Raw genomic sequence first — 22,892 nt, 5'->3', positions numbered from 1 at the left:
AAAAAGTAGCAATCGTTGCCTGCATGAGAAAGATGGTTGTGATACTCAATTCAATGCTAAGAGATGGTGTTATGTGGGATAAGGATAGCGCCAAAAATTAACTATTGACGCCATAGTCTCTTGTTAGCTTTTTAGTGCCCAGAAACTGTCTTAATAGGACGATTGCTCATGGAGAAGGTGTCCCGATAGCCAGCGATATTCATCACCACTCGTAAGTTAGGAATAATCTCGTACTTTGTTGGCTCTGGTAACTCAAACTTTAAACCATACATGATCGTCATGTTTGTCGGTGCGATAACAGAATCCCGCATATCCCGCATAGATGAGTTCCCAAACTTACCTTTTCTCTGAGCTTTAACACGGGCTTTTTCACCGGTCATAAGATAGGTATCATAAACACTTAAAGATACATTTTGATCTTTATCCGATAGGTTTTTCAGATGTAAGTTGCAGTAAACTATCCGACCTGACTGGGTACAGCCATCAGACCAAGCAACGATTGTTCCATTAGAACTTTCGAAGTTCGTTTTTTCTGCTGTATAGTAATCATCCTCTTCTAATATAAGCGTGTAAATTGGATCTTTGTACCAGCTACCAGAAAGAAACACGCCTATCACTGCCAAAGAAGACGCTACATATACTAAGCATTTTGTATATAGTGCTGCTCTTAAATTCTTGCATAAGTAAAAAAGTGAAATACTGATAATAATACTAGCTAAGATAGCTGGTACATATCGAATCCAATGTACCGATGATACTGTTACATCATTCAGTGAGTTGAATTCATCCCCCACCAATGAATCCAGCAACTTTGTCATAAAGTAGCCCGCAACCAAGTTCACTAAACCAAGTAAAGGGATAACTACCCATGATTTTAGCTTTTCCATGTAAAAATAACCCTAGCCAATTGATTTTATTTAGAATAATAAATGGGCATTATAAAAAGAAATAGACTCAAGTCAAAATATCATCATATTTAAAGCTAACAGCTATTAGACAGAAAAATTCTGCATTTAAATATTGAATTTTTCTGTCTAGTATCTAAACCAAGTTAACCATACCCAGTTTTTATGAAAACTTACAGTAACTTAAGAACTAACTCTAAGACTTCACGTTCCAAAATGCAGACTTTTTCTATATAGCATGAATCTATATGCCAAACTGCTACTCATGTATATGTAACCAGTCATTAGAAAATGAGAAAATCACCTTTTTTAGCATATATACGCGAATATATGCTTGGGAGACACTATGCTCTTCGCACGACAGATGCCTATGTTTATTGGATACATCAATACATTATCTACCATAGAAAAAAGCACCCAAAGGAATTAACTACAAGGCATGTAGAGGATTTCTTGACACACCTAGTAGTAAATAAAAAGTCAGCCAAGAAAACACAGAGCCTCGCCCTCAATGCTTTAGTGTTTTTATACAAAGAAATCATTCAAGAACCCATAGATCTTGATATGCAGTTTCGACGTTCAGACAAGTCCAGAAAACTGCCCACAGTTATGACTCCGGAAGAAATTGGAAGGCTACTAAGGCACTGCTCCCCTAATTACAAACTGCATTATCAGCTAATGTACGGCTCAGGCCTGCGTTTAATGGAATGTGTGCGACTACGTATACAAGATATCGATTACCAATATAAATCCGTACGCGTGTGGCAAGGTAAGGGAGGCAAGAACCGCTTAGTTACAATAGCTCCTGAGCTTTTCCCCGCAATCAAACAGCAACAACAGAAGTCCGCAAGTTACTACCAGCAAGATTTGAATGATGAAGCTTTCTCTGGCGTATATCTACCCGAAGCCCTAGCTAGAAAATACCCAAATGCAGAAAGGAGTTTAAATTGGCAATATCTCTTTCCTTCTAGCCGTTTATCACCAGATTTGCAAACAGGCGAACTACGTAGGCATCACATCCACCCTACCGCTCTACAGAAACACATTAAGGTAGCCGGTCAAAAAGCAAATATAGACAAAAATATTTCTTGCCATACTCTAAGGCACTCATTTGCTACGCACCTTCTTCAAAGCGGGGCTGATATAAGAACAGTTCAAGAGCAACTGGGACACGCCGATTTAAAAACGACTCAGATCTATACTCACATCATTGATAGAGGGGCGAATGGTGTTGTTAGTCCATTATCGAAAATATTCATAGAATAGCGATAGGAGCGTTCGGACTCAGAATTTTGGAATGTCGAAAGCGGTAATTCACGAATTCTATTATCAGAAGCATTTAAAAAGTAAGCCTCAAAATACACATATCGCAAATGTAAGTTTGGGGACATGGCAAACTGTTCTTATAGACATGCTAGGAATAATAAATAATTACTAAGGGTGGAAGTTGAAAACTGACTACAACCTTCAACAAAAATCAGGAAAATAGTGCATATCTGAATACGCTCTTAGATATGCACTATTAAGTGTCGACTAACTTATGGTTACGTCTCACTCACGTGTGCAACCGCATCTCGAACTAAAGCGCCTAGTTCATCCCATTTCCCTTCGTCCATCAGTTGTGTAGGAACCATCCAAGTGCCGCCGCAAGCCAGCACTGGTGGTAGAGATAAGTACTCATCCACATTCTTCAGGCTCACACCACCAGTTGGCATAAAGTGAACAGGATAAACAGCAGTAAGTGCCTTTAGCATACCAACGCCACCAGAGGCTTCTGCTGGAAAGAACTTTAATGTACGCAGCCCCATGTCCATCGCTTGCTCAACTAGGCTTGGGTTGTTGACACCAGGAACAATCGCGACACCTTTATCAATACAATATTGCACGGTGCGAGGGTTGAAACCAGGGCTAACGATAAAATCTACGCCCGCGTCGATAGAGGCATCTACCTGCTCATTAGTTAGTACAGTTCCTGAACCAATTAACATATCAGGGAACTCTTTACGCATTAAACGAATCGCTTCAATCGCGCACTCGGTACGAAGAGTGATTTCAGCACAAGGCATACCATTTTCAACCAGTGCACGGCCTAGTGGAATAGCATCTTCAACTTTGTTTATCGCAATAACAGGAATAACTTTAAGGTTTGCTAAATGTTCATTTAACGTAGTCATTAGGACTCTCTCTTCGTTGAATAAGTTATAAATACAAATCTGGCATTACATCTCTTGGGATGATCGCGCCTTTATGCTGAATAACGGTGCCGGCTACAATGTGCCCTGCTTCCGCTGATTGTGTTCCGCTACCACCACTAAGACGTTTAGCGAGAAAACCGGCACTAAATGAATCACCGGCAGCTGTGGTATCCACCACGTTTTTGACCTTATTCGCAGCAACTGAAGCACGAGTTTCACCATCATAAACAAGGCAATCTTTACTGCCTCGTTTAACAATAATTTCAGCGACACCAGCGTCTTTTGTTCGTGCGATACATTGCTCAACGTCTTCATCACCATATAACGCTTCTTCATCGTCGAAGGTCAGCAAGGCGGTGTCGGTGTATGACAGCATCTTTAAATACACTGTCTGCGCTTCATTACGTTCTTGCCATAACTTGGGACGATAGTTGTTATCGAAGAAAACTTGACCAGCAAAACTACTCAAAAGCTCAAATAGTATTTCTCGGCTGTTCTCGGTCAAAATTGCGAGCGTAATACCGCTAAGGTAAATCGCATCAAATCGCTCTAGTTTAGCTAGTAATTCATGCGCGTTATCTTGGTCAAACATGAACTTCGCAGACGCGTCATTACGCCAATAGTAGAAGCTACGCTCACCCGTTGAATCGGTTTCAATGTGATAGATACCCGGTTGCTTGCCCGGAATTTTATGAATTAGAGAAGTATCAATCCCCTCCTCTTCCCAAGCGTCTAGCATTGCTTGACTATAAGGGTCTTCACCCAATGCCGTCACATAGGTGGTTTCGATATCCTGAGCTTTGCACAGGCGAGAGAGATAAAGCGCAGTATTTAGCGTGTCTCCGCCGAATGACTGCTGCAGCGCCCCATTTTTATGCTGTAGCTCAACCATGCATTCGCCAATAATGGCTATTTTTGTTTTTTTCATCTTTGCCTCAGCAGCGCTGGGAAATTAATGGTCATCAATAGTTGTGTGCTGGTTGTAGAAAAGTCCGAATATCACTTAACCGGGCTGAATCTTACTATTAGCACACGACTTATTGGTCTAGCTAACTCGAGATTTACTTGCTAGCTTGCTGCGCCTGCAAATTATCCCACGCACCAAGGATGTACATAATTCCAAGAGCTCGGTCATATAAGCCGTAACCAGGGCGAGCCCATTTTTCTTCACCCCAAATATGACGACCATGATCTGGTCGTACATAACCTTGATAACCGTGCTTATGAAGTGTTTGTATGACTTTAATCGTATCGACGGAGCCATCACACGCTCGATGAGAAGACTCGATAAAGTCACCGTTCTCAAATCTTTTTACATTACGTATATGTATAAAATGAATTCGCTCATGAACTTCGTCGATAATGTCTGGAATATCGTTATTGCTCGAACCAAGTGATCCGGTACATAAACTTAAGCCGTTATATGGGCTATCGACCAAGTTTAAAAACCTTAGAATATTCTCTTTATTAATAATAATTCGAGGTAAACCAAAGATAGGGAATGCTGGGTCATCTGGGTGAATCCCCATTTTAATATCGTATTCTTCACACACAGGGATAACTTTTTCTAAGAAATACTGGAGGTTTCCCCAAAGGTCTTCCGCTGTAAAACCTTTGTATTTCTCAAACGTTTCTTTTAATTGGGATAGTCGTTCTGGTTCCCACCCTGGCATTGTTACAGATACGTTCTTTGATAATTTTTCGATAAGCTCAATAGGCTCAATGTCACTGATTTTACTCTTTTCGAAAAATAGAGCGTTAGAACCGTCTTCCATTTCTTTATACAGCTCGGTTCTGGTCCAATCGAATACTGGCATAAAGTTATAGCAGACAACTTTTACCCCGACTTTAGCCAGTCTTTTTAAGGTTTCAATATAGTTATCAATATACTTATCTCTTGATGGCAGACCGAGTTTAATGTCTTCATGAACATTAACACTTTCAACGACATCAATATGAAAACCTGCTTTCTCTATTATTTCTTTTTCAGCGAGAATGCGTTCTTCACTCCAAATTTCTCCAGCAGGCATATCATGTAATGACCAAACAATACCTTCTACACCCGGAATCTGTTTAATAAAAGGTAAACTTACCTCATCATTCCCTTCGCCATACCAACGAAATGACATCTTCATATTTATCTCCCAAAAAAGATTTTAATTATTTAATAAATCGGACGAATAAAAGTTTAGAGTCTTAATGCAATATTAATTGAGATAATATCGTTCCAACCCTATAGACATAATCCATATGCCCGTCCAATAAATATTTTTATTGCAGATACGTACCAACCTAGTTATTCGATAACGAGCAACTATTTACCAAAATTAAATGAGCGTTTATTTACATCTAGTTTGCGAGGAACTCTGACAAATCAGCGGGTTTCTCACACCTAATTTGTTCCATTACTTGAGTCAGTTGCTGCATTAGCACTTCGATTGCATGCTCTCCACCTTCCTTACCCAATGACGACACGGCGTACATGAAAAAGCGACCCAAAAATGTAAATTGAGCACCGGATGCTAAGGAAGTAGCGATATCCACTCCCGATCGGATACCGCTATCCATCATCATCGTCATTCCTGAGGGCAGTGAATCCCCCTCTATTTTCCTTAGAAGATCTATTGGGGATTCACAAGCATCTAACTGCCGAGCTCCATGATTAGAAAAAATAACCCCATCAGCATTCACCTCTTCAAGTAACTTGAGATCGCTACTAGAACAAACGCCTTTTACGATTAAATTCCCTTCCCACTTGTCTCTTATTCTTTTCAAGCCTTCCGTATCCACTTTCCCCATCGCCATCGAGCGCATCATTTCTGGCAAATCGAGACGATGCTCTCTCATGTATGGTTCCAAGTTTTTAAATTTTGGAATTCCATACTTGAGAGTTTGAGTCGCCCAATGCGGCGTTTTGCATACATCAATGAAGTTCTTAACAGAGTGCTTAGGCGGCATAGTTAATCCATTCACGATATCATTGGGCCTAAACCCAAACGTCGGAATGTCGACCGTGACCACCAAGTTTTTATAGCCGCAGCTCTTCAAACGTCCCAATATTGAATCTTGTATTGCTTCATCCACTGGGTTGTAGAGCTGAAACCATGCATTGTCTTCTGCTAACTCTGCGATTACTTCTATCGACTCAGATGAAACGGTGCTTAGAACATATGGAATATTGTATTTCTTTGCTGCTTTCGCCAAAATCACCGGTGAATTAGGCCAAATTAGACCTTGTAAACCAATCGGTGCGATGCCGAATGGCGCGCTATATTCTTTCCCAAGGATAGTGGTGTTTAAATCGCACTTTGAATAAGGCGCTAAATACCTTGGGGCTAACTTAGATTTCTGCAATGCTAAACGGTTTGTCTCCAATCCAATATCATCAAAGCATCCTCCTTCCAAATATTCATAGATAAACTTGGGGATATTCTTTTCTGTTTTTTTTCTCATTCGAGAATAATCTGGGTATCGACCATCTAACATTGCATCAACTCTAATTGTTTATAAGAACACGCTTGGTAGCCAAAGTGATAAAGCTGGTATATATGTGACCATCAATAACACGGCTAGATTACACAATAGGAAAGGCACGATTGCTTTCACGACTTTCTCCATCGGAATTCCACCAATGCCCGCAGCAACGAACAAACAAACTCCAACAGGTGGTGTAGTTAGACCAATCATCAAGTTAAGCACGGCGATAATACCAAAGTGCACTGGGTCAACACCGACAGCGGTCGCTACGCCTAACAGTGTAGGAAACAGTATGATCAGTGCCGCAATGGTCTCCATGAACGAGCCAACCAACAGCAACAATAAGTTGATGATTAGTAATACAATGATTGGATTTTCACTGATCGTTAGTATCGCAGACGCTATCATCTGTGGGATTTTTTCTGACGTTAGTATCCATCCAAAAACATTCGCTAAACCAACCAGTAGCATTAATGATGCAGTGGTTACTGCAGTCGAAAGTAGTATTTTTGGAAGATCTCTAAACGAAAGTCCCTTATAAACGAACATACCGATAATCATTGCATAAAGCGCCGCGACGACAGAGGCTTCAGTCGGTGTAAAGAAACCACCCACAATGCCAATCAGTATTAAGAATGTCAGTGAAATCGCCCAACAACTTGTACGTAAGTGAAGGATAATTTCAGATAACGTTGCACGCTTTTCTTTCGGGTAGCCTCGTTTTACCGATAGGAAATAAGTCGTTGCCATCATCCCTACACCCAGTAACAAGCCAGGTACAGCCCCAGCAAGAAACAGTTTTCCAACTGAGATACTGGTCAATGTGCCGACAATGATCATAGGTACACTAGGAGGAATAATTGGCCCGATGGTTGAAGAGGCAGCAGTCACCGCGGCTGCAAATGGTTTGTCGTAACCACTTTTTGCCATACCAGGGATCATGACCGAACCAATCGATGCAGTATCAGCGACCGCAGTACCAGACACACCACCAAACAACATTGATCCACTAACATTCGCTAGCCCAAGTCCGCCACGAATATGCCCCAGCATCGCGTTACTTAACCCGATGATCTGTTCGGTGATGTTCCCCCGATTCATTAAATTTCCGGCGAGGATGAAACCACCGATACAAAGAAGTACAAATGAATCAATGCCCGCAAACATTTTTTGTGGAATTACAGTTAATGAAATATCAGCTATCAATAAGTAAGCCATTGATGCTATTCCAAGCGTAATTGCAATAGGAAAGCCTAATATTAATAAAATAAAGAAAACCGAAAATAATATATAGACTTCCATATCATCCTCTCCGACTTGTATGTTTAATAATTATTTTTATAGAGTCTAGCGCTATAAATAATTGTAAGTTTGCAAAGATAAGAACACTTGCAAAAAAGATGTAGTCCATTTGAACTGCAAGTACTGGTGATGTTTGCCATTCACCGATACTCATAAATTGAAATGCATTTGGTAAAGCAATAAAGATAAAAATAGAAATAACGATATTAACAATTAGTTGATATATGCTTTGCCACTTTTCGCTTAGTCTAGAAACTATAATATCGACACTCACTAGTTCTTTTGACTTAAAAGCTAATCCAGAACCAAAAGCAACGGTATAAATAAAGAAGTAGCGAGAAAGCTCTTCTGTCCAAGCAGGAGTACTTTCTAAAAACATTCTTGCAAATACTTGTAGTAAAACCACGCCACATAAAGCGACTAAACTACAAATTGTAAAAAAGCTAAAAAAGCGAGTGGCAAGTCGATCAATGTGATTTACGGCTCTCGAAACGAGTGACTCTTTTGGTTCTTCGGCCACATTTACGATTGTCGTCATAATTTCCCTCATGAGAAAATAGGGAGGCTTCCACCTCCCCAAGGGTTACTTATAGTTTTTGGATATCTTCAAACAGCGGTAACTGCTCTTTATTCAAACTTTTACGAACAGCCGGAAGCGCAGCTTCACGGAATGCCTCTTGATCGACATCGACGAATTTCATCCCTCTTTCTTGCAATAGCTCAGCAAGTTTTCTTTCATCTTCTAGGAATAATTCTCGCTCGTAGGCCTGCGTTTCGGCAGCGGCTTCTTTAACCACAGCTTGCAAGTCTTTAGGTAGTTTTTCTAATTGACGCTTACCCATAACAACGTAGATCCAGCTGCGTACGTGCTCTGTTTTGTTCACATAACCTTGAACTTCAAAGAACGATGCGCTGTTGATCAGTGATAACGGGTTTTCTTGGGAATGGATCGTGCCTTGTTGTAAAGAAGTAAACACTTCCGAGAATGCCATTGGAGTCGGTTTAGCACCAAGTTGCTCCCACACCTTTACAAAAATTGGAACGTTTGGAACACGTAGAATCGTACCGTTAAGATCTTCTGGCGTTGTAATTGGTTTATTCGAAGTTAGGTTACGCGCACCACGTTCGAACCAAGTTAGTGGCACTAGGCCTGAACGTTGAGTGATTTGTTCTTCAATTTCTTTACCAACCTCACCATCGGCAACTGCCGCTAAGTGCTCGCTATCACGAATTGCATATGGGATTGCAAGCAGTGCTGCTTTCGGTGCCCAGTTTTGCAATGATTCACCCGAGATTGTTAGGTCGACCGTACCTAGTTGAATGCCGTTAATGATATCCATCTCAGACCCTAATTCAGAGTTCGGATACACCAAAACTTCAATTCGTCCTTCAGATTTTTCTTCCACCGTTTTTTGGAAATGTAGGGCAGCTTTGTTCCAAACATTGTCATCGTTTGCCAGATGGCCAAATTTCAAAGTGTAGTCGGCAGCAGATGCAATTCCAGTGAAAAGAGAAGACGCTAATATAGCGACGCTCAATAGTTTTTGCTTCATCGTGTTCTCCATTTTTATCTTTTATTGTACAGACCAATTTAATCTAACATCGGATTAACGTTTCACAATTGATAAAAACGTTAAGTGTGATAAATGTGACAGAAAGACCCTACTTAGCATGGCATTTTTATGCGCAAAGTCTCAGCTTTCGCAACCAGAGAACTCCACATCTCGATCAATAAATAGTCATTTTTTATGCGAATCACTCTATTTATTACACTTGTTTTACCTTTCTCAGTTTGGGCAGAACCCACGATGAGAACTCCGCATCACTTTAAGAAAGTCTTACTTGGCCACATTTCCACCACTAAGTAAAAAACACAAGACAATCCATAAAAAACAATAGCTTAACACCATAAATCAAAGTAACCAAAAACGAATCAACGACTTAGCTTTGTTTTCTCTCTCATCAAAATACGACTTAAACCCAATTCGGATCGCAACATTCCAAGACGGGAAAGTATAATTTTTTACTAAAAATCTGTAAGTCATTGACCTAGTGTCTTTTTTACCATTCTCCGACCTATAAAAACAACATCACACCGCCCAGCGCAACTTATTTACTCTATTGTTAAAGCTATATAACGCCGTGTATAAATAGATTTGGTCACGCCAAAAAACCAACATAAACAAAATTGGTCTGGACAATATCATTACATTAACTTGCCTTTGGTCACATAACTTCCAGGTAAATGATGGTTTAATTGGTACATAACAACGCTGCAGAGTGAACCAACATCTCCTCAAAGTATTTTTCACGGTTAATACCATTAAATGGAATGAGCAAAGAGATGGGCGCACAACTAATCATTAGCGGCATAAAGAATCGATTATGAACAAGGTAGAGGCATGACAATAAAAACTGACCGGCTGTACATAACCGTCGCCAATCAGATCATTAACCGAATTAATGCAAAGCAATACCTCGTAGGGGACAAAATCCCACCAGAACGAAAGCTGTCAGAAGAGCTCAATGTGAGCCGTACCGTCATACGTGAAGCTATGGTTTATTTGGAGCTATCTGGCATTGCAGAAATCAAGAAAGGGGCTGGGGTTTTCGTCTTACAAAGTCAGCCTCAACTGCCTTCCCCGGCACTGAGTGAATTTACGCCAAACGATATTTTGTCGGCTAGAAAAGTTATTGAAGGTGAGTTTGCTAAACAAGCAGCGCTGAACAATACGCCTGAACTGATCAACGAGCTTCAGCAATGCCTTGACATGATGAATGCCTCTCAATTTTTCTCAAGTATCGAGTTGAGGCATCAAACATCTCATGATGCTGATCAACAGTTTCACTGTGCAATCGCTAGCGCTTGCCAGAACCCACTATTAACCATTTTCCACCAAGATCTGATGTCGCTACATATGAAAGGGAAAATGTGGGATCGCATGGAAGTCATTGCTAACGAGCCGACTGCAAAAGGAATTTGGGTTGACGATCATCAAGCGATCTTCAACGCGATCAAAGCCGGAGATCCTGAGCAAGCTGAATCGGCAATGATCATGCACATCGATAACGTGATAGATAAGTTGAGTAACTAAAAATGAAATCATTTATTGTAAATGGAATTAATGACTACCAAGTCGTCGAGCAAAACGTACCCCCTTTCTCTGATGACCAAGTATTAGTTCGTGTAGAGTACGCCGGGATTTGTGGATCTGATCTGCATATCATTCACGGTCAAAACCCGTTTGCTACCTACCCTAGAATCACTGGGCATGAGTTTGTAGGAACTATCGAAAAGATTGGAAACAGCGTAACTGGGCTGGAAGTTGGAACAAAAGTGGTCGTGAACCCAGTGATCAGCTGTGGCCGATGCCGACCTTGCAAAATCGGCCGCTCGAATGTGTGTACTGAACTTCAAGTGATAGGTGTTCACACCGATGGCGGATTCACACAATTTCAAGCCGTGCCTGCAGCCAATATCATTGCCCTACCAGACAGCATCAACTTAAGAGATGCAACCTTAATAGAGCCTTACAGTATCGCAGCTAATGTGTTTAACCGATTAGACGCCTCTTCGGATGACACAATATTGATCTACGGTGCAGGCGTTATTGGGTTAACCATTGTACAAATTGCTAATGTTTTAGGTATTCCATCTATAATTGTCGATCTTCTTGATGAAAAGTTAGAGACCGCCAAGCAATTAGGGGCAACTCATACCATTAACCCTAAACAAGAAAACACTGAGCAGCGAGTCATGGAGCTGACAAATGGGCAAGGTGTACCACTGATCGCAGACGCAGCATGTATTCCTGCTCTTATTCCTGAAATTATGAGGTTGGCAGCTCCTGCGGGAACTGTTTGTTTGCTCGGTTTCTCTAGTGAAGATAGTCCTCTTCAACAAGTAGAAGTGATCAAGAAAGAGCTGACCATTGTAGGCTCTCGTCTAAATAACAAGATGTTCCCGAAAGTAATTGACTGGATGGCTCAAGGGAAACTCGACACCGAGTTTTTAATCAGTCATGAGTTCACTCTCGATACCGCTCCTGATGCTATTGCACTTATTGAGAACGACCCACAAAAAGTACGTAAAGCATTGATAAAAATGCACTAACCGTTCGTACTGGCAATCATCCGCATACGTTTTGTTCAACATATAAAGTCTCCAATACCATTTGGAGACTTCGATAGCTCATTCGCTCTCCCAAATTCGCTTTACATCTAAGGATATTTATATGGCTTCTAGTCGAACTGAATATGATCAATTATCACATTCAAACTATGATCGTTCGTCACTTAAAAACCGAATTGTTCATATTGGTTGTGGTGCATTTTTCCGTGCTCACCAGGCTTTGGTATTAGAAAAACTCAACCAGATAACGCCTAGTGATTGGGGCTATACGACCGTAAGCTTGTTTAGTGGAAAGCCCTTTATTCAAGAGTTGAGAGAGCAAGACCATCGCTACACTGTCGTTGAACAAGATCATACCACCACCAATGTTCACACTATCGAATCAGTGATAGATAGTATGCACCCTAGCCTAGATGGGATTGACTCGATTATAGAGAGAATGGCGGAGCCCCAAGTATCGATCGTTTCATTAACGATTACTGAAAAAGGCTATTGTGTAGACCCGAACACTCGCCAATTTCACGCTGGACACCCGTTAATTGCTCAAGACATTGCTAATCCCAAAGCTCCAAAATCTGCCTTAGGTGTGATAGTTGCTGCGTTAAGTTTGAGAAAAGAACGAAACCTACCCGCCTTCAGTGTCATGTCCTGTGACAACATGCCCCATAATGGAGAGGTAACGAAAGCCGCCATTATTGCTTACGCCAACATGATAGATCCGGATTTATCTGAATGGATTTCAATCCATGCCAGCTTCCCCAGCACAATGGTTGATAGAATTGTTCCCGCAATGACCGACGAATCATTGAAAACTATCGAATCATTAACTGGCAAGTTTGATCCTTGTGGACTGATCACAGAACCATTTTTACAATGGGTTATTGAAGATGACTTTGTTTCTGGCCGCCCTGAATGGCAGCTAATTGATGGTGTATCACTCGTAAAAGATGTGCAGCCTTATGAAGAAATGAAGCTAAGAATGCTCAATGGAAGCCACTCTTTTCTCGCTTACACAGGGTACTTATCCGGATATGAATATATTTCAGATACGATGGAAAACCCTAGTTTCAAAGAAATGACTCGTCGACTTATGCTCAATGAGCAAAAACCAACCCTACAAGAGCTCGATAATATCAATCTCATCGAGTATTCCGAGCTGCTCTTAAATCGGTTTTCAAATCCATATTTGAAGCATAAGACGCATCAGATCGCTATGGATGGCAGTCAAAAGCTCCCGCAACGTATTATTGAATCGATGGGCATTCTAGCCAAAGGCGAACGAGATTTTACAGCCTTAGCATTAGGCACAGCGGCATGGATGCGCTACATCAGAGGTATTGATGAAAACAATCAACCGATTGAGGTAGTCGACCCTCTCTCTGAGCATTTACTGTCAATCAGCAAAAAGCACGACTCGATTGAGCCATTGATTAACGCTCTTTTGAGTGAAGAAACGATCTTCGACCAATCCATTGTTCAACAGAAATCTGTTATTGATGCTATCACTCAGGCGTACATCAATATTGAACAAAAAGGTGCTAAGAAAGCGGTAATGGAAGCGGCTATCTAGTTAATCGTGTTCCAGCGCACTTCCTGTACTCGACGTAATATCAATTGAAGCGCGCCTACATCAAACTCTAATCAAACTAGAGTAACCCTTTCATATAGGAATAATCTGCAAGTGAGAAAGTATTGCTCACTTGCAGCTCATCCATCGATGTATTTCTTACCTATCACTACACTTTTCAATGGTTTCTTATAACGCTGCATTCAACTGATATCAGCACTGTTCTCAAGTTGACTACACTACAGTAAATAGAGCGTTACCATATTTTTCTTAACGAGAACGACGCCTCTCACTTAACTAACAACCATTTTCGCAGCCATGATTAACAACAAAATCGAAAAGATCTTTTTAATTGTTGATACAGGTAACGTCTGCGTTGATTTTGCACCTAACGGCGCGGTAAACCAAGACGTGCACACGATCCCAGCTAAAGCAGGTAAATAGACAAACCCAGCGAACCCGTCAGATAACGAAAAGTGTGCACTCCCCGAGCTGATGTAACCTATCGAGCCAAACAATGCGATGACAATGCCACACGCAGAAGCGCAACCAATGGCCTTTTTCATATCAAGTGAGAAGAAGGTTAACAGAGGAACCAAAAGTGCACCGCCCCCAATTCCTATCATCGCAGATAGGCCACCTGTAATGGTGGTGAAAACGGTTAATACCCCTTTGTTAGGCATTTCCCTATCTGTCGGCGCATCCTTTTTGCTGCTTAGAAACATTTTCAGTGCAATAAGTACCACACTTACAGCAAAGACCATACGCACAATCTGCTCTGGTAAAAGTGCCGCCATAAATCCACTGATAAGTGCGCCAAAGGCAACGCCAGTCATGATCCAAGGAGCGAGCTCCCAAGGTACATTGCCATTTTTGTGGTGAGCGATAGCCGAGGAAGTTGAAGTGAACAATATTGATGCCAAAGACGTAGCAATGGCCGCAACGACAACTTGCTCTGTTGGTAAAACTTCAAAGTGAAGCAAAATACTGCTTAGTATTGGAACAATCACTAGTCCCCCGCCGATGCCTAGCAGCCCAGCTAAAAAACCGACGCCACTACCTAGTAATGCACAGTAAAAAATCAATAACAGCAATTCACTCACTTATTTAACCTCATGTTAATTATGGATATACATGCTATGTAAACTAGTCATTTTTAAATTAAGAACATTAATATAACGATTTAAAAAATAATGAAACATGAATATTTCTCATAATGAAAGTGAAGTAAAACCATTGTTATTTGAGTAACGATAAACGTTATAAATAACTCTCAGCTCGTTACTACCGCTTTGGGTCATTAAGAATAAATCGCCACGAAGGTTGTTACTGGAAATAAAGAAAACCACAAACCCCAGTAAGAGTAAGGAATAAATTCAGCTTTCATCTTAGGAATTAGGATAACCAAATATTATGAATACAGACTTCAACTTTACGATCAAAAGCCTTAGTCTCGATGAAAATTACCATCCGTCAGACAGCACTCGTATCACAACTAATTTTGCAAACTTGGCTAGAGGCGAAAGCCGTCAAGCGAACTTGCGCAACGCATTAACGATGATTGATAATAGTTTCAATGCCTTAGCTCATTGGGACAACCCGAAAGGCGATCGTTACTCTGTCGAGCTTGAAATTATTTCTGTCGATATGGACATTGAAGGTAACGAACAAGCCTTCCCATCTATTGAAGTATTGAAGACAAACATTATCGACCACAAGACCAACGAACGTATCGAAGGAATTGTCGGAAATAATTTTTCGTCTTATGTTCGAGATTACGACTTTAGTGTATTACTTCTAGACCATAATAAAGGCCAATCGAAATTTTCCATCCCAGAAAATTTTGGTGAGCTGCATGGAAAACTCTTTCAGTATTTCGTCAATTCGAATACCTATAAACAGAACTTTAATAAACTTCCCGTTATTTGCTTGAGCGTTTCCGATAATAAAATCTATAGCAAAACAGATAATCAGCACCCTGTGTTAGGTTTTGAATATCAGCCAAATGAGTCTTCTTTGACTGAGCAATACTTTAAAAAAATGGGCTTACAAGTCCGCTACTTTATGCCACCAAATAGTGTCGCACCTTTGGCATTTTACTTCTTTGGCGATCTTCTTAATGATTATTCGAATCTAGAGCTGATCAGCACCATCAGCACGATGGAAACGTTCCAAAAGATCTATCGCCCAGAGATTTACAACGCCAATGCTGTTGCAGGTAATTGTTATCAACCTAATTTGAAAAACCAAGACCATTCACTGACTCAAATTGTCTATGACCGCGAAGAGCGCAGTCAGTTAGCCGTTAAACAAGGGAAATTTGCTGAAGAACATTTCATCAAGCCATACCAAACCGTGCTTAAGCAATGGTCAGAAAGTTACGCTTAATAATTAACGAGAACAGATAGCGGCATTTACTATGAAAACACTATTACCTACATCAACGGCTGGTAGCTTACCTAAGCCTTCATGGCTTGCACAACCCGAGACACTTTGGTCGCCTTGGAAATTACAGGGTGACGAGCTCATCGACGGTAAGCACGATGCATTGCGTATTTCATTACAAGAGCAACAGCACGCTGGCGTCGATATTGTCAGCGATGGCGAACAAACCCGCCAACACTTCGTAACGACATTTATCGAAAACTTAAATGGCGTAGATTTCGAAAATCGTAAAACCGTTAAAATTCGTGACCGCTATGACGCAAGCGTACCAACGGTTGTGGGTGCAGTATCTCGTCAAAAGTCGGTTTTTGTAGAGGATGCTAAATTTCTACGTCAACAAACTGACCAACCAATTAAATGGGCTCTACCTGGGCCGATGACAATGATCGATACGCTTTATGATGACCACTACAAAAGCCGTGAAAAGCTAGCGTGGGAATTTGCAAAGATTCTTAACCAAGAAGCCAAAGAACTAGAGGCGGCAGGCGTCGATATCATACAGTTTGATGAGCCAGCATTTAATGTCTTTTTTGATGAAGTAAATGAATGGGGTATCGCCTGTTTAGAAAAAGCCATCGAGGGACTTAAATGTGAAACCGCGGTTCACATTTGTTATGGCTATGGCATTAAAGCCAATACCGATTGGAAAAAAACACTAGGCTCTGAATGGAGACAATATGAGGAAGTGTTCCCTAAACTGCAAAAGTCGAATATCGATATTATTTCACTAGAGTGCCACAACTCTCGCGTTCCTATAGAGCTACTGGAGCTGATACGCGGTAAAAAAGTGATGGTAGGCGCTATCGATGTCGCAACCCATGAAATCGAAACACCGGAACAAGTCGCAACGACTTTACGTGAAGCTCTTAAATATGTAGATGCCGATAAGCTATATCCAAGTACGAATTGTGGGTTGGCTCCCCTTCCTCGCCATATCGCTCGAGGAAAATTAAGTGCTTTAAGTGCAGGGGCAGACATTATTCGACAAGAACTGTCTGCTTAATTTAGGTAGTGTTGACTGAGCGTTGATACTTCTTGTTTAATCAGATGCTTTCTAAGTCTGAACTATGCCTACCAGAATTCGCTGAAACGATGGTAGGCATAATCAAAAGCTATCAAAAATACCATAGCTTAAGCATCAACTTTTACCGTAGTGATAAACTGACTTATGCTTTTTTCACGTACTTTGCAGTAACCAGCATTTCACCCGTGCCATCCACTTTACAATCAAGCTGATGGTCTTTCCCTTCAATAATTCTTCTGATCACAGCCTTAGTCCCAATTTTTAAGACTAGAGAACTGCCTTTCACTTTTAGATCCTTAACGAAGGTGACCTTATCGCCCTGTTCTAATTGCTTACCATTGACATCATGAACAGTAAATTCCTCTTCGACTTCTAACGGGTTCCACTCATGTGCGCATTCTGGGCACACTAGGTGGTTTTGATCAGGGTAAACGTATTCAGATTGGCAGTGTGGACATGGAGGAAAAGACATACAGTAATTACTTCTTTAACTAAGTGTGCCTCCATATTAAAAGGTCTCTTCTATATTTTCGAGTAGATTTTACTTTTGTCAGTTAACCTCTTTAATACGCTCACAGCTAACGAATATTACTTATCACGATACCTGACGCATTAAACTCATTGGTACAAAGCGAATACCATTGAACTCTAGTTCTTTATCCGTCGTAACGAATCCAATAGATTGATAAAACGATACAGCGTTCACGGAAGAACGTAGGTTGATTTGTACCTCCTGAGTCGATGCTAGCAACGCTGCTAACAGCTGTTTCCCCATACCGCTTCCTTGAATCTCTTTTGAGATAAATAGGTGTGTTAGGTAGTTACCGTCTCTTAATGCGCCAAAGCCAACCACCTTGTTTTTACTTACAATTTTCAATGCATAAAATTGTTCAGTGTTAAATGTGGTTTTTGTATCCGGCAGTACCCTTAATCGATATTCACCTTTTCCTTGTTCACTAAAATTCGGTAAGACATCCACCGCTGAGACCGTTCTCACCAAGTCTGTTACTGATTCGAGATCTGCTAGCTGTACCTGCTGAATTTCCATATCCACCTCATTCGCGGTATTTGTATTTTATCGAAAAGTCACCGACGTCGATTCGCGCTCTGTATAGCGGTACTTCCTGCTTTACATCAAAAGCATGCTGGCCCGACTCAGTTAAAGTAATGCCTTCACCATTATGATTTATACCAATGAAACCAACTGATATTCAACAAACCATTGCAAGCTTTACTTCAATAGAACAAGCCCTTGATTATTTTGATATTGGGTTCGACAGCAAATTCATCGAAGACAACCGAGCCCAATTGATGAAACGATTTGCGGGATATTTATTACTCGAAAAACCTGACGACTGGTTTTCCGGGCGCCGTGCTTTGAAAAACGCTTACTGCAAAGTACAAAGAAGCCGATTAGATCGCCATACCCGTTCAGCTTGCAGAGGGTGTACTTCCTGTCAACGCCGCTAGCACTAGTTAATTCCCTTAAGCGCAGAGCTATCTTGTTTGAGCAAATTCACTAGTGGCAAAAACAGCGGTTGAGGCAACGAATCCAGATCACACCATTTCCATTCTAAGCATTTGTTAGGTTCTTTAATTTCTGCTTCGCCTTCGTCATAGCTCGCAACCACAAATAGAGTCACATAATGCTTATCTTCCTGAGAAAAAATGTCATTAGTAAAAGCCAAATGCTGCACGTTAGAAACTTCTAGCCCTGTTTCTTCTAGCACTTCACGCTTCGCACATTCTTCAATGCTTTCTCCGAGTTCTAGATGGCCGCCAGGGGTAGCCCAAGTTTCAGCGCCATGTGCGCCTATACGCTTTCCCAGTAAGAGTTTGTTATCTCTCAAAATAACCACTCCAACGCCGACACGAACATTTTTACTCATTTACTTTATTTCCTTAGTCTTTAATTGGGCACACTAGCCATGAACTCAAAAAATAATAACTGACGTACATTCACTGGCTATTCCCAGCGAGCAACACACCACAAGTCGCCAAAAAACCAGCCGACACTTTATTCAACCACTTCTTAGATTGCTGTTTTTCAATAAGGGAAGTTCCTAAGTGAGAGGCAAGGTATGCATAAACGCTCAACACACCTCCAACTGCCAACGTAGAAACAACGAGAACCGTAGCAACGTCATACGTCGTTACATTGTTCAACTCAATAAACGCGGGTAAGAACCCCATATAAAACAAAATGGCCTTAGGGTTAGCTAACGTCATAACAAGCCCCACGAATAAACTGGAAGCCTTAGTACGATTCGACGAATGGCACTGAACGGGCTTGGTGTTTGATGATAGCCAAGTGTTGTACGCTAACCAAAACAGATAGCTAACACCTAAATACTTAATAATGAAGGCATATTCCCCCATCGCCGTAGAAATTGCAGATAAGCCAGACAGAGCAAGAAAGATAAATACGTAGTCGGCGATTACAACGCCACACACAACAAGTAAACCTTGCCTAAAACCTAAAGATAAAGAGCGCGACACAACGGCTAACACGCTTGGCCCAGGAATCGCTGCAGATAAGAGCATCGCGATAAACAAAGCGATGCTAGTCGTGATAGTCATTACCCCTCCATGGATAACGCAATTTGAATAGGCTCTTAGGATGTGGCTTGGAACTCATAACCGATAGTGGTCGCAACAAACTTGAAGCCGTGCTTTTCAACAATAGGTCGACTCATCTCAGAGGCGTCGATGATCAGGTATCGTTTACCGCGAGATTTAGCATCCAGAATTCGCTGATTCAATAACATCGAATAATACCCATTCCCTCGGTGTTCTTTAACCGTGCTTCCACCCCAAATCCCTGCGAACGGGCTGTCTCCATTGAAGGTAATCCAAGCTGATGTAACGGGAACACCATTCGCGTAAACCACATAAATAGACACGGATTCTGGAGACTGTTTTTTCAAATTTAGTAAATACTGATATTGCCACTCAAAATCCCCACCCCACACTTGTTCTTGAACTCGTATCGCATCTCTTATGCCTATACTGTCCGACACCTCTGAAAAGGATTGATTACCTATTATTGGGTTAGCAGAACATAAGTCCAATATCATAAAGGATTCACTTTCTGCCTCTTGGAAACCGTGCTCAAGTAGCAGTTCTCCGATATTGCTCGGCATGTCTGAACTGTATATTTTCCACTCGAAGTTTCGCTCTAACTGGCGAAAGTATTCCACTTCTTGGCGAATATGCTGACTCGCATTTTTTTCATTCAAGTCAAAAAATGAAATGTAGCTCCCATAAGCTTCATTAGCCACGAGCTTCACAACTTCTGGGGTCGACACCTTATCACCATCAAACGCCGTAAATGCCTGACGTTCATGTCGGTTATACAGATTCATGATTTGACTGGTAGGCACAACGTCGCCTAACGCTAATTGATAGGCAACCTTCGCTTCTAATGTAAGGAAGAGTTGAATACTTTCAAACAGTTCAAAAAGCTCGTTACCGTACTGTGCTTTAAAGCAATCGCTTGCGTAGACTAACTCCAACTCGTTTGCCGTTGTCAGTTCGCAAAATAATACCCATTGTTCTTTTGCTAAATGAAACTCAGCGCCAGTAAATCGGTCACGAAATACAATTTTCGAAGAAAACGTTTGTTGATCATCTTGCTGATTGGCAAACTTCGCAAACTGTGAAAACACATAATCCCTGTCACATGAACAATACAAATACACCAGGGCTTCTGCTTGTTCACCAATCAAACTAGCGATCTTTTCACGTTGAGATAACGACACCATATTGTCGTCAAACCCAGCGGTACCATAAGCCGCATGAAATAACCCTGCTGTTGTGAGCACCTCACTTGCACCCCAGCTTTTTAAAACGTGTTCGGTACCCGTTAAATGTTCGACTAAAGAGCCATTCAGATGCTGAAAATCTCCAGCTCCAAGTGATTGAAGTATTTCAAATTGTTCATCCATTACTGTGCCTTACTGAATAACACTGGCGCTTAGCATTCCGCCATTTCTTCTAGCCATAGATAATACTTACCATCACCTCGTGATTTAAAGCCATTCTTGGCAAACAGGCCGATCGAGCGATAATTTTGTGAGTCGATATCTGCGATTAGTTTTTTTATACCTTGAGATTGAGCATATTCCAGCACTAACTGCAGTGCTTCAGACATATACCCTTTGCGCCAAAAACTCGAATTGACCAAGCAGGCGATTTCACATTCACGGCCACATAAACTAAAGCTATGTAGTTCACATGTGCCCACAACTTTGCCAAGAGTGGCACATTCGATTGCCCACTCGTACAAGTCACCAGATTCTTCAGCTTCTTTTCCTTCAGTAAGCTTTTGCTTCAACACACTTTCCGATTCCAATACCGGCTCAGAAGCGAACTCCATGGTGGCTTCATTGCTATAGATCTCAAACAAATCGCCAGCATCAGAATGTTCGATACATCTCAGTTTTACCTTGCTTCCATGTAGTTGTGGTTTCATCGCGCTTCCCTCGCATTATTAGTATTAAATTGCGCAAGCTCTACAACTTTTCATCTCTATAGAGCTTACTTATTTTCCATTAACCTACCACACACAATACTAAACCTGTCACTTATAAGTCAGTAAAGCGATCGCTGTTTCATTTTGTTCATATTTGTCTTAACCTTTTATAACAAAGGTTTGTTTAGGTGTAAGAGGATGTTTCCAAACGCTCGAGTAGCAAGGTATTACCAGCAATGCCAAGAACTATTGAGTTTTAGTAACTTGTCTTGGTGGATCATTGACCTAGAAGATAATTCAGATATTTTTTACTGCAATGACACCATGTGTACAACCTTTCATCTTGACCCAAAACAAACCCAGCACTCCGTTAGTAAAACCTGCCCGATTGCCGGCGATTACAATAAATACATCGCCGTAAGCAATAGTAAAAAAGCTCAGGAAATCTTTGATGAATATCGAGAGCTTCGGCTTAATAGCCTTGATGAGTATTGCAACCGCTTCCCTTACTATGACGAACAGCAAGATAAAGTGTTGTACTTCTCTAGCCGTGCAAAAGCGTTGTTACGAAATGAAGACGGCCAAGCAACGCTGCTATTTGGCATAATTGAACCTGAGCTCGCTTCGGAAGAGCTCTATAAACAAGCATCTACTGATGGACTGACTGGCCTAAAAAACCGGAGAGAGTTCGACAGCCAACTCACCTTCCTAATTAATCTCGCTAGGCGAGAACAACGCTTCGTTTCTTTGATTCTCTGTGACATCGATAACTTCAAACCCTACAACGATACTTTAGGTCACTATGCTGGGGACGAATGTCTAATCAGTATTGCTAACTCAATAATGCAAACGAGCAACCGCACTACCGATGTTATCTGTCGATATGGAGGGGAAGAATTCGCGATAATCACCTACGGTGACGAAGAGGCAGTATCGATATTAGCAGAGCAAATTAGGCTTGATGTATCGCACCTCAACATCCCACACCCAGCATCAAAGCTTGGTACCGTGACCATCAGCTGCGGCTACGTTTCCCTTGTCCCTAATGCTGAAACCACACCTAAATCTTTAATTGAAAAAGCTGACTGCGGTCTTTATTTGGCGAAAGAGCGGGGCCGTAATCAAAGTGCAGTTTGTCGTTACTGATTTAAACTTTTGATTGTTGCCTTTCGCATAGACCATCATCGCTTTGTTTTGAAACAATATAACTGCCTTCTCAAATTTTAATTTCTTAATCCTAGACAACACTTCCCTGATACCAGCATCCCTACCTCGCGATATCTGAGTTTTCATACTGAAATCATCAATTTTATAAATTACACATAAGTCACGTAGCGATTCCATTTTACTGATAACCAAAACAAATTTAGC

At 41.2% G+C, this 22,892-nt stretch carries 23 protein-coding genes and 1 pseudogene; 9 read left to right on the top strand and 15 right to left on the bottom strand.

What is annotated here, in order from left to right:
* Nucleotides 1-101: pseudogene (locus tag ELZ11_RS13575) on the top strand (IS110 family transposase); the annotation flags it as partial.
* A gap of 30 nt (nucleotides 102-131) precedes the next feature.
* Here ELZ11_RS13575 and ELZ11_RS13570 read toward each other — a convergent pair.
* Entirely contained in the window at nucleotides 132-887 is a 756-nt protein-coding gene (locus tag ELZ11_RS13570; protein ID WP_137357945.1) for a hypothetical protein, read from the bottom strand.
* A 309-nt stretch (nucleotides 888-1,196) separates the two neighbouring features.
* Here ELZ11_RS13570 and ELZ11_RS13565 point away from each other — a divergent pair, with 309 nt between their 5' ends.
* On the top strand, nucleotides 1,197-2,171 hold the full coding sequence (locus tag ELZ11_RS13565; protein WP_137357944.1) for an integron integrase: 975 nt from the start codon (nucleotides 1,197-1,199) through the stop codon (nucleotides 2,169-2,171).
* Nucleotides 2,172-2,449: 278 nt separating this feature from the next.
* On the opposite strand, the gene ELZ11_RS13560 is transcribed toward ELZ11_RS13565, so the two are convergent.
* The 7 genes from ELZ11_RS13560 to ELZ11_RS13530 all read right to left on the bottom strand — a co-directional run bounded on the left by ELZ11_RS13560 (nucleotide 2,450) and on the right by ELZ11_RS13530 (nucleotide 9,432).
* Complete coding sequence (locus tag ELZ11_RS13560) at nucleotides 2,450-3,079, bottom strand: bifunctional 4-hydroxy-2-oxoglutarate aldolase/2-dehydro-3-deoxy-phosphogluconate aldolase (RefSeq protein ID WP_137357943.1); 630 nt, start codon at nucleotides 3,077-3,079, stop codon at nucleotides 2,450-2,452.
* A gap of 25 nt (nucleotides 3,080-3,104) precedes the next feature.
* Nucleotides 3,105-4,028, bottom strand: a complete 924-nt coding sequence (kdgK, locus tag ELZ11_RS13555; protein ID WP_137357942.1) for a 2-dehydro-3-deoxygluconokinase — start codon at nucleotides 4,026-4,028, stop codon at nucleotides 3,105-3,107.
* A 133-nt stretch (nucleotides 4,029-4,161) separates the two neighbouring features.
* Nucleotides 4,162-5,235: a mannonate dehydratase gene (gene uxuA, locus ELZ11_RS13550; protein WP_137357941.1), complete on the bottom strand. Its 1,074-nt coding sequence runs from the start codon at nucleotides 5,233-5,235 to the stop codon at nucleotides 4,162-4,164.
* A gap of 214 nt (nucleotides 5,236-5,449) precedes the next feature.
* Entirely contained in the window at nucleotides 5,450-6,586 is a 1,137-nt protein-coding gene (locus tag ELZ11_RS13545) for an alpha-hydroxy acid oxidase (protein ID WP_137357940.1), read from the bottom strand.
* A gap of 18 nt (nucleotides 6,587-6,604) precedes the next feature.
* Complete coding sequence (locus tag ELZ11_RS13540) at nucleotides 6,605-7,879, bottom strand: TRAP transporter large permease (protein ID WP_137357939.1); 1,275 nt, start codon at nucleotides 7,877-7,879, stop codon at nucleotides 6,605-6,607.
* 1 nt (nucleotide 7,880) lies between these two features.
* A complete protein-coding gene (locus ELZ11_RS13535) occupies nucleotides 7,881-8,417 on the bottom strand; it encodes a TRAP transporter small permease (RefSeq protein WP_167494683.1) in 537 nt (178 codons plus the stop codon).
* Nucleotides 8,418-8,466: 49 nt separating this feature from the next.
* Nucleotides 8,467-9,432 (bottom strand): TRAP transporter substrate-binding protein, encoded by a 966-nt coding sequence (locus ELZ11_RS13530; protein ID WP_137357937.1) that lies wholly within the window; start codon nucleotides 9,430-9,432, stop codon nucleotides 8,467-8,469.
* An 849-nt stretch (nucleotides 9,433-10,281) separates the two neighbouring features.
* Here ELZ11_RS13530 and ELZ11_RS13525 point away from each other — a divergent pair.
* The 3 genes from ELZ11_RS13525 (at nucleotide 10,282) to ELZ11_RS13515 (ending at nucleotide 13,581) form a co-directional block, all read left to right on the top strand.
* A complete protein-coding gene (locus ELZ11_RS13525; RefSeq protein WP_137357936.1) occupies nucleotides 10,282-10,974 on the top strand; it encodes a FadR/GntR family transcriptional regulator in 693 nt (230 codons plus the stop codon).
* Nucleotides 10,975-10,976: 2 nt separating this feature from the next.
* Nucleotides 10,977-11,993 carry a Zn-dependent oxidoreductase gene (locus ELZ11_RS13520; protein ID WP_137357935.1) on the top strand — a complete coding sequence of 339 codons (1,017 nt, stop codon included), beginning with the start codon at nucleotides 10,977-10,979 and terminating at the stop codon, nucleotides 11,991-11,993.
* A 121-nt stretch (nucleotides 11,994-12,114) separates the two neighbouring features.
* Nucleotides 12,115-13,581 (top strand): mannitol dehydrogenase family protein, encoded by a 1,467-nt coding sequence (locus ELZ11_RS13515; RefSeq protein ID WP_137357934.1) that lies wholly within the window; start codon nucleotides 12,115-12,117, stop codon nucleotides 13,579-13,581.
* Nucleotides 13,582-13,871: 290 nt separating this feature from the next.
* On the opposite strand, the gene ELZ11_RS13510 is transcribed toward ELZ11_RS13515, so the two are convergent.
* Nucleotides 13,872-14,681 (bottom strand): sulfite exporter TauE/SafE family protein, encoded by an 810-nt coding sequence (locus ELZ11_RS13510; protein ID WP_137357933.1) that lies wholly within the window; start codon nucleotides 14,679-14,681, stop codon nucleotides 13,872-13,874.
* 310 nt (nucleotides 14,682-14,991) lie between these two features.
* Here ELZ11_RS13510 and ELZ11_RS13505 point away from each other — a divergent pair, with 310 nt between their 5' ends.
* Together ELZ11_RS13505 and ELZ11_RS13500 are read left to right on the top strand one after the other, a co-directional pair.
* Entirely contained in the window at nucleotides 14,992-15,966 is a 975-nt protein-coding gene (locus ELZ11_RS13505) for a DUF1852 domain-containing protein (protein WP_137357932.1), read from the top strand.
* A 31-nt stretch (nucleotides 15,967-15,997) separates the two neighbouring features.
* Nucleotides 15,998-17,026, top strand: coding sequence for a methionine synthase (locus tag ELZ11_RS13500; RefSeq protein WP_137357931.1), 1,029 nt, complete (start codon nucleotides 15,998-16,000; stop codon nucleotides 17,024-17,026).
* Between the two features lie 163 nt (nucleotides 17,027-17,189).
* On the opposite strand, the gene ELZ11_RS13495 is transcribed toward ELZ11_RS13500, so the two are convergent.
* Nucleotides 17,190-17,519: a zinc ribbon domain-containing protein YjdM gene (locus tag ELZ11_RS13495; protein WP_137357930.1), complete on the bottom strand. Its 330-nt coding sequence runs from the start codon at nucleotides 17,517-17,519 to the stop codon at nucleotides 17,190-17,192.
* Between the two features lie 123 nt (nucleotides 17,520-17,642).
* Entirely contained in the window at nucleotides 17,643-18,095 is a 453-nt protein-coding gene (locus ELZ11_RS13490) for a GNAT family N-acetyltransferase (protein WP_137357929.1), read from the bottom strand.
* 146 nt (nucleotides 18,096-18,241) lie between these two features.
* On the opposite strand from ELZ11_RS13490, the gene ELZ11_RS13485 reads away from it, so the two are divergent.
* A complete protein-coding gene (locus tag ELZ11_RS13485) occupies nucleotides 18,242-18,517 on the top strand; it encodes a nitrogenase-stabilizing/protective protein NifW (RefSeq protein WP_137357928.1) in 276 nt (91 codons plus the stop codon).
* A 2-nt stretch (nucleotides 18,518-18,519) separates the two neighbouring features.
* Here the strand turns inward: ELZ11_RS13485 and ELZ11_RS13480 are convergent, their stop codons facing one another.
* From ELZ11_RS13480 to ELZ11_RS13465, 4 genes are all read right to left on the bottom strand, one after another.
* Complete coding sequence (locus ELZ11_RS13480; RefSeq protein ID WP_137357927.1) at nucleotides 18,520-18,936, bottom strand: nucleotide triphosphate diphosphatase NUDT15; 417 nt, start codon at nucleotides 18,934-18,936, stop codon at nucleotides 18,520-18,522.
* Between the two features lie 70 nt (nucleotides 18,937-19,006).
* Complete coding sequence (locus ELZ11_RS13475) at nucleotides 19,007-19,627, bottom strand: LysE family translocator (protein ID WP_137357926.1); 621 nt, start codon at nucleotides 19,625-19,627, stop codon at nucleotides 19,007-19,009.
* A gap of 35 nt (nucleotides 19,628-19,662) precedes the next feature.
* Nucleotides 19,663-20,994 carry a GNAT family N-acetyltransferase gene (locus tag ELZ11_RS23925; RefSeq protein WP_244291658.1) on the bottom strand — a complete coding sequence of 444 codons (1,332 nt, stop codon included), beginning with the start codon at nucleotides 20,992-20,994 and terminating at the stop codon, nucleotides 19,663-19,665.
* 29 nt (nucleotides 20,995-21,023) lie between these two features.
* Nucleotides 21,024-21,521: a GNAT family N-acetyltransferase gene (locus ELZ11_RS13465; protein WP_137357925.1), complete on the bottom strand. Its 498-nt coding sequence runs from the start codon at nucleotides 21,519-21,521 to the stop codon at nucleotides 21,024-21,026.
* A gap of 198 nt (nucleotides 21,522-21,719) precedes the next feature.
* Between ELZ11_RS13465 and ELZ11_RS13460 the strand changes: the two genes are divergently transcribed.
* The gene (locus tag ELZ11_RS13460) at nucleotides 21,720-22,667 is read left to right on the top strand and encodes a GGDEF domain-containing protein (RefSeq protein WP_137357924.1); all 948 of its coding nucleotides are present in this window, start codon (nucleotides 21,720-21,722) and stop codon (nucleotides 22,665-22,667) included.
* Nucleotides 22,668-22,892: the final 225 nt, after the last annotated feature.

Source organism: Vibrio profundi (assembly GCF_005281835.1).
GTDB lineage: Bacteria > Pseudomonadota > Gammaproteobacteria > Enterobacterales > Vibrionaceae > Vibrio > Vibrio profundi.
Note: the sequence above shows the minus strand (reverse complement) of the source record. Positions and strands in the feature narration are given on the sequence as shown.

What these genes read in the sequence shown, in the direction of transcription:
- ELZ11_RS13505 (WP_137357932.1), top strand. Translation starts at nt 14,992, where the DNA reads ATGAATACAGACTTCAACTTTACGATCAAAAGCCTTAGTCTCGATGAA.
- ELZ11_RS13565 (WP_137357944.1), top strand. Translation starts at nt 1,197, where the DNA reads ATGAGAAAATCACCTTTTTTAGCATATATACGCGAATATATGCTTGGG.
- ELZ11_RS13480 (WP_137357927.1), bottom strand. Translation starts at nt 18,936, where the DNA reads ATGAGTAAAAATGTTCGTGTCGGCGTTGGAGTGGTTATTTTGAGAGAT.
- ELZ11_RS13515 (WP_137357934.1), top strand. Translation starts at nt 12,115, where the DNA reads ATGGCTTCTAGTCGAACTGAATATGATCAATTATCACATTCAAACTAT.
- ELZ11_RS13465 (WP_137357925.1), bottom strand. Translation starts at nt 21,521, where the DNA reads ATGAAACCACAACTACATGGAAGCAAGGTAAAACTGAGATGTATCGAA.
- kdgK (WP_137357942.1), bottom strand. Translation starts at nt 4,028, where the DNA reads ATGAAAAAAACAAAAATAGCCATTATTGGCGAATGCATGGTTGAGCTA.
- ELZ11_RS13520 (WP_137357935.1), top strand. Translation starts at nt 10,977, where the DNA reads ATGAAATCATTTATTGTAAATGGAATTAATGACTACCAAGTCGTCGAG.
- ELZ11_RS13475 (WP_137357926.1), bottom strand. Translation starts at nt 19,627, where the DNA reads ATGACTATCACGACTAGCATCGCTTTGTTTATCGCGATGCTCTTATCT.
- ELZ11_RS13570 (WP_137357945.1), bottom strand. Translation starts at nt 887, where the DNA reads ATGGAAAAGCTAAAATCATGGGTAGTTATCCCTTTACTTGGTTTAGTG.
- ELZ11_RS13525 (WP_137357936.1), top strand. Translation starts at nt 10,282, where the DNA reads ATGACAATAAAAACTGACCGGCTGTACATAACCGTCGCCAATCAGATC.
- ELZ11_RS23925 (WP_244291658.1), bottom strand. Translation starts at nt 20,994, where the DNA reads ATGGATGAACAATTTGAAATACTTCAATCACTTGGAGCTGGAGATTTT.
- ELZ11_RS13485 (WP_137357928.1), top strand. Translation starts at nt 18,242, where the DNA reads ATGAAACCAACTGATATTCAACAAACCATTGCAAGCTTTACTTCAATA.
- ELZ11_RS13545 (WP_137357940.1), bottom strand. Translation starts at nt 6,586, where the DNA reads ATGTTAGATGGTCGATACCCAGATTATTCTCGAATGAGAAAAAAAACA.
- ELZ11_RS13490 (WP_137357929.1), bottom strand. Translation starts at nt 18,095, where the DNA reads ATGGAAATTCAGCAGGTACAGCTAGCAGATCTCGAATCAGTAACAGAC.
- uxuA (WP_137357941.1), bottom strand. Translation starts at nt 5,235, where the DNA reads ATGAAGATGTCATTTCGTTGGTATGGCGAAGGGAATGATGAGGTAAGT.
- ELZ11_RS13535 (WP_167494683.1), bottom strand. Translation starts at nt 8,417, where the DNA reads ATGACGACAATCGTAAATGTGGCCGAAGAACCAAAAGAGTCACTCGTT.
- ELZ11_RS13460 (WP_137357924.1), top strand. Translation starts at nt 21,720, where the DNA reads ATGTTTCCAAACGCTCGAGTAGCAAGGTATTACCAGCAATGCCAAGAA.
- ELZ11_RS13530 (WP_137357937.1), bottom strand. Translation starts at nt 9,432, where the DNA reads ATGAAGCAAAAACTATTGAGCGTCGCTATATTAGCGTCTTCTCTTTTC.
- ELZ11_RS13560 (WP_137357943.1), bottom strand. Translation starts at nt 3,079, where the DNA reads ATGACTACGTTAAATGAACATTTAGCAAACCTTAAAGTTATTCCTGTT.
- ELZ11_RS13540 (WP_137357939.1), bottom strand. Translation starts at nt 7,879, where the DNA reads ATGGAAGTCTATATATTATTTTCGGTTTTCTTTATTTTATTAATATTA.
- ELZ11_RS13495 (WP_137357930.1), bottom strand. Translation starts at nt 17,519, where the DNA reads ATGTCTTTTCCTCCATGTCCACACTGCCAATCTGAATACGTTTACCCT.
- ELZ11_RS13500 (WP_137357931.1), top strand. Translation starts at nt 15,998, where the DNA reads ATGAAAACACTATTACCTACATCAACGGCTGGTAGCTTACCTAAGCCT.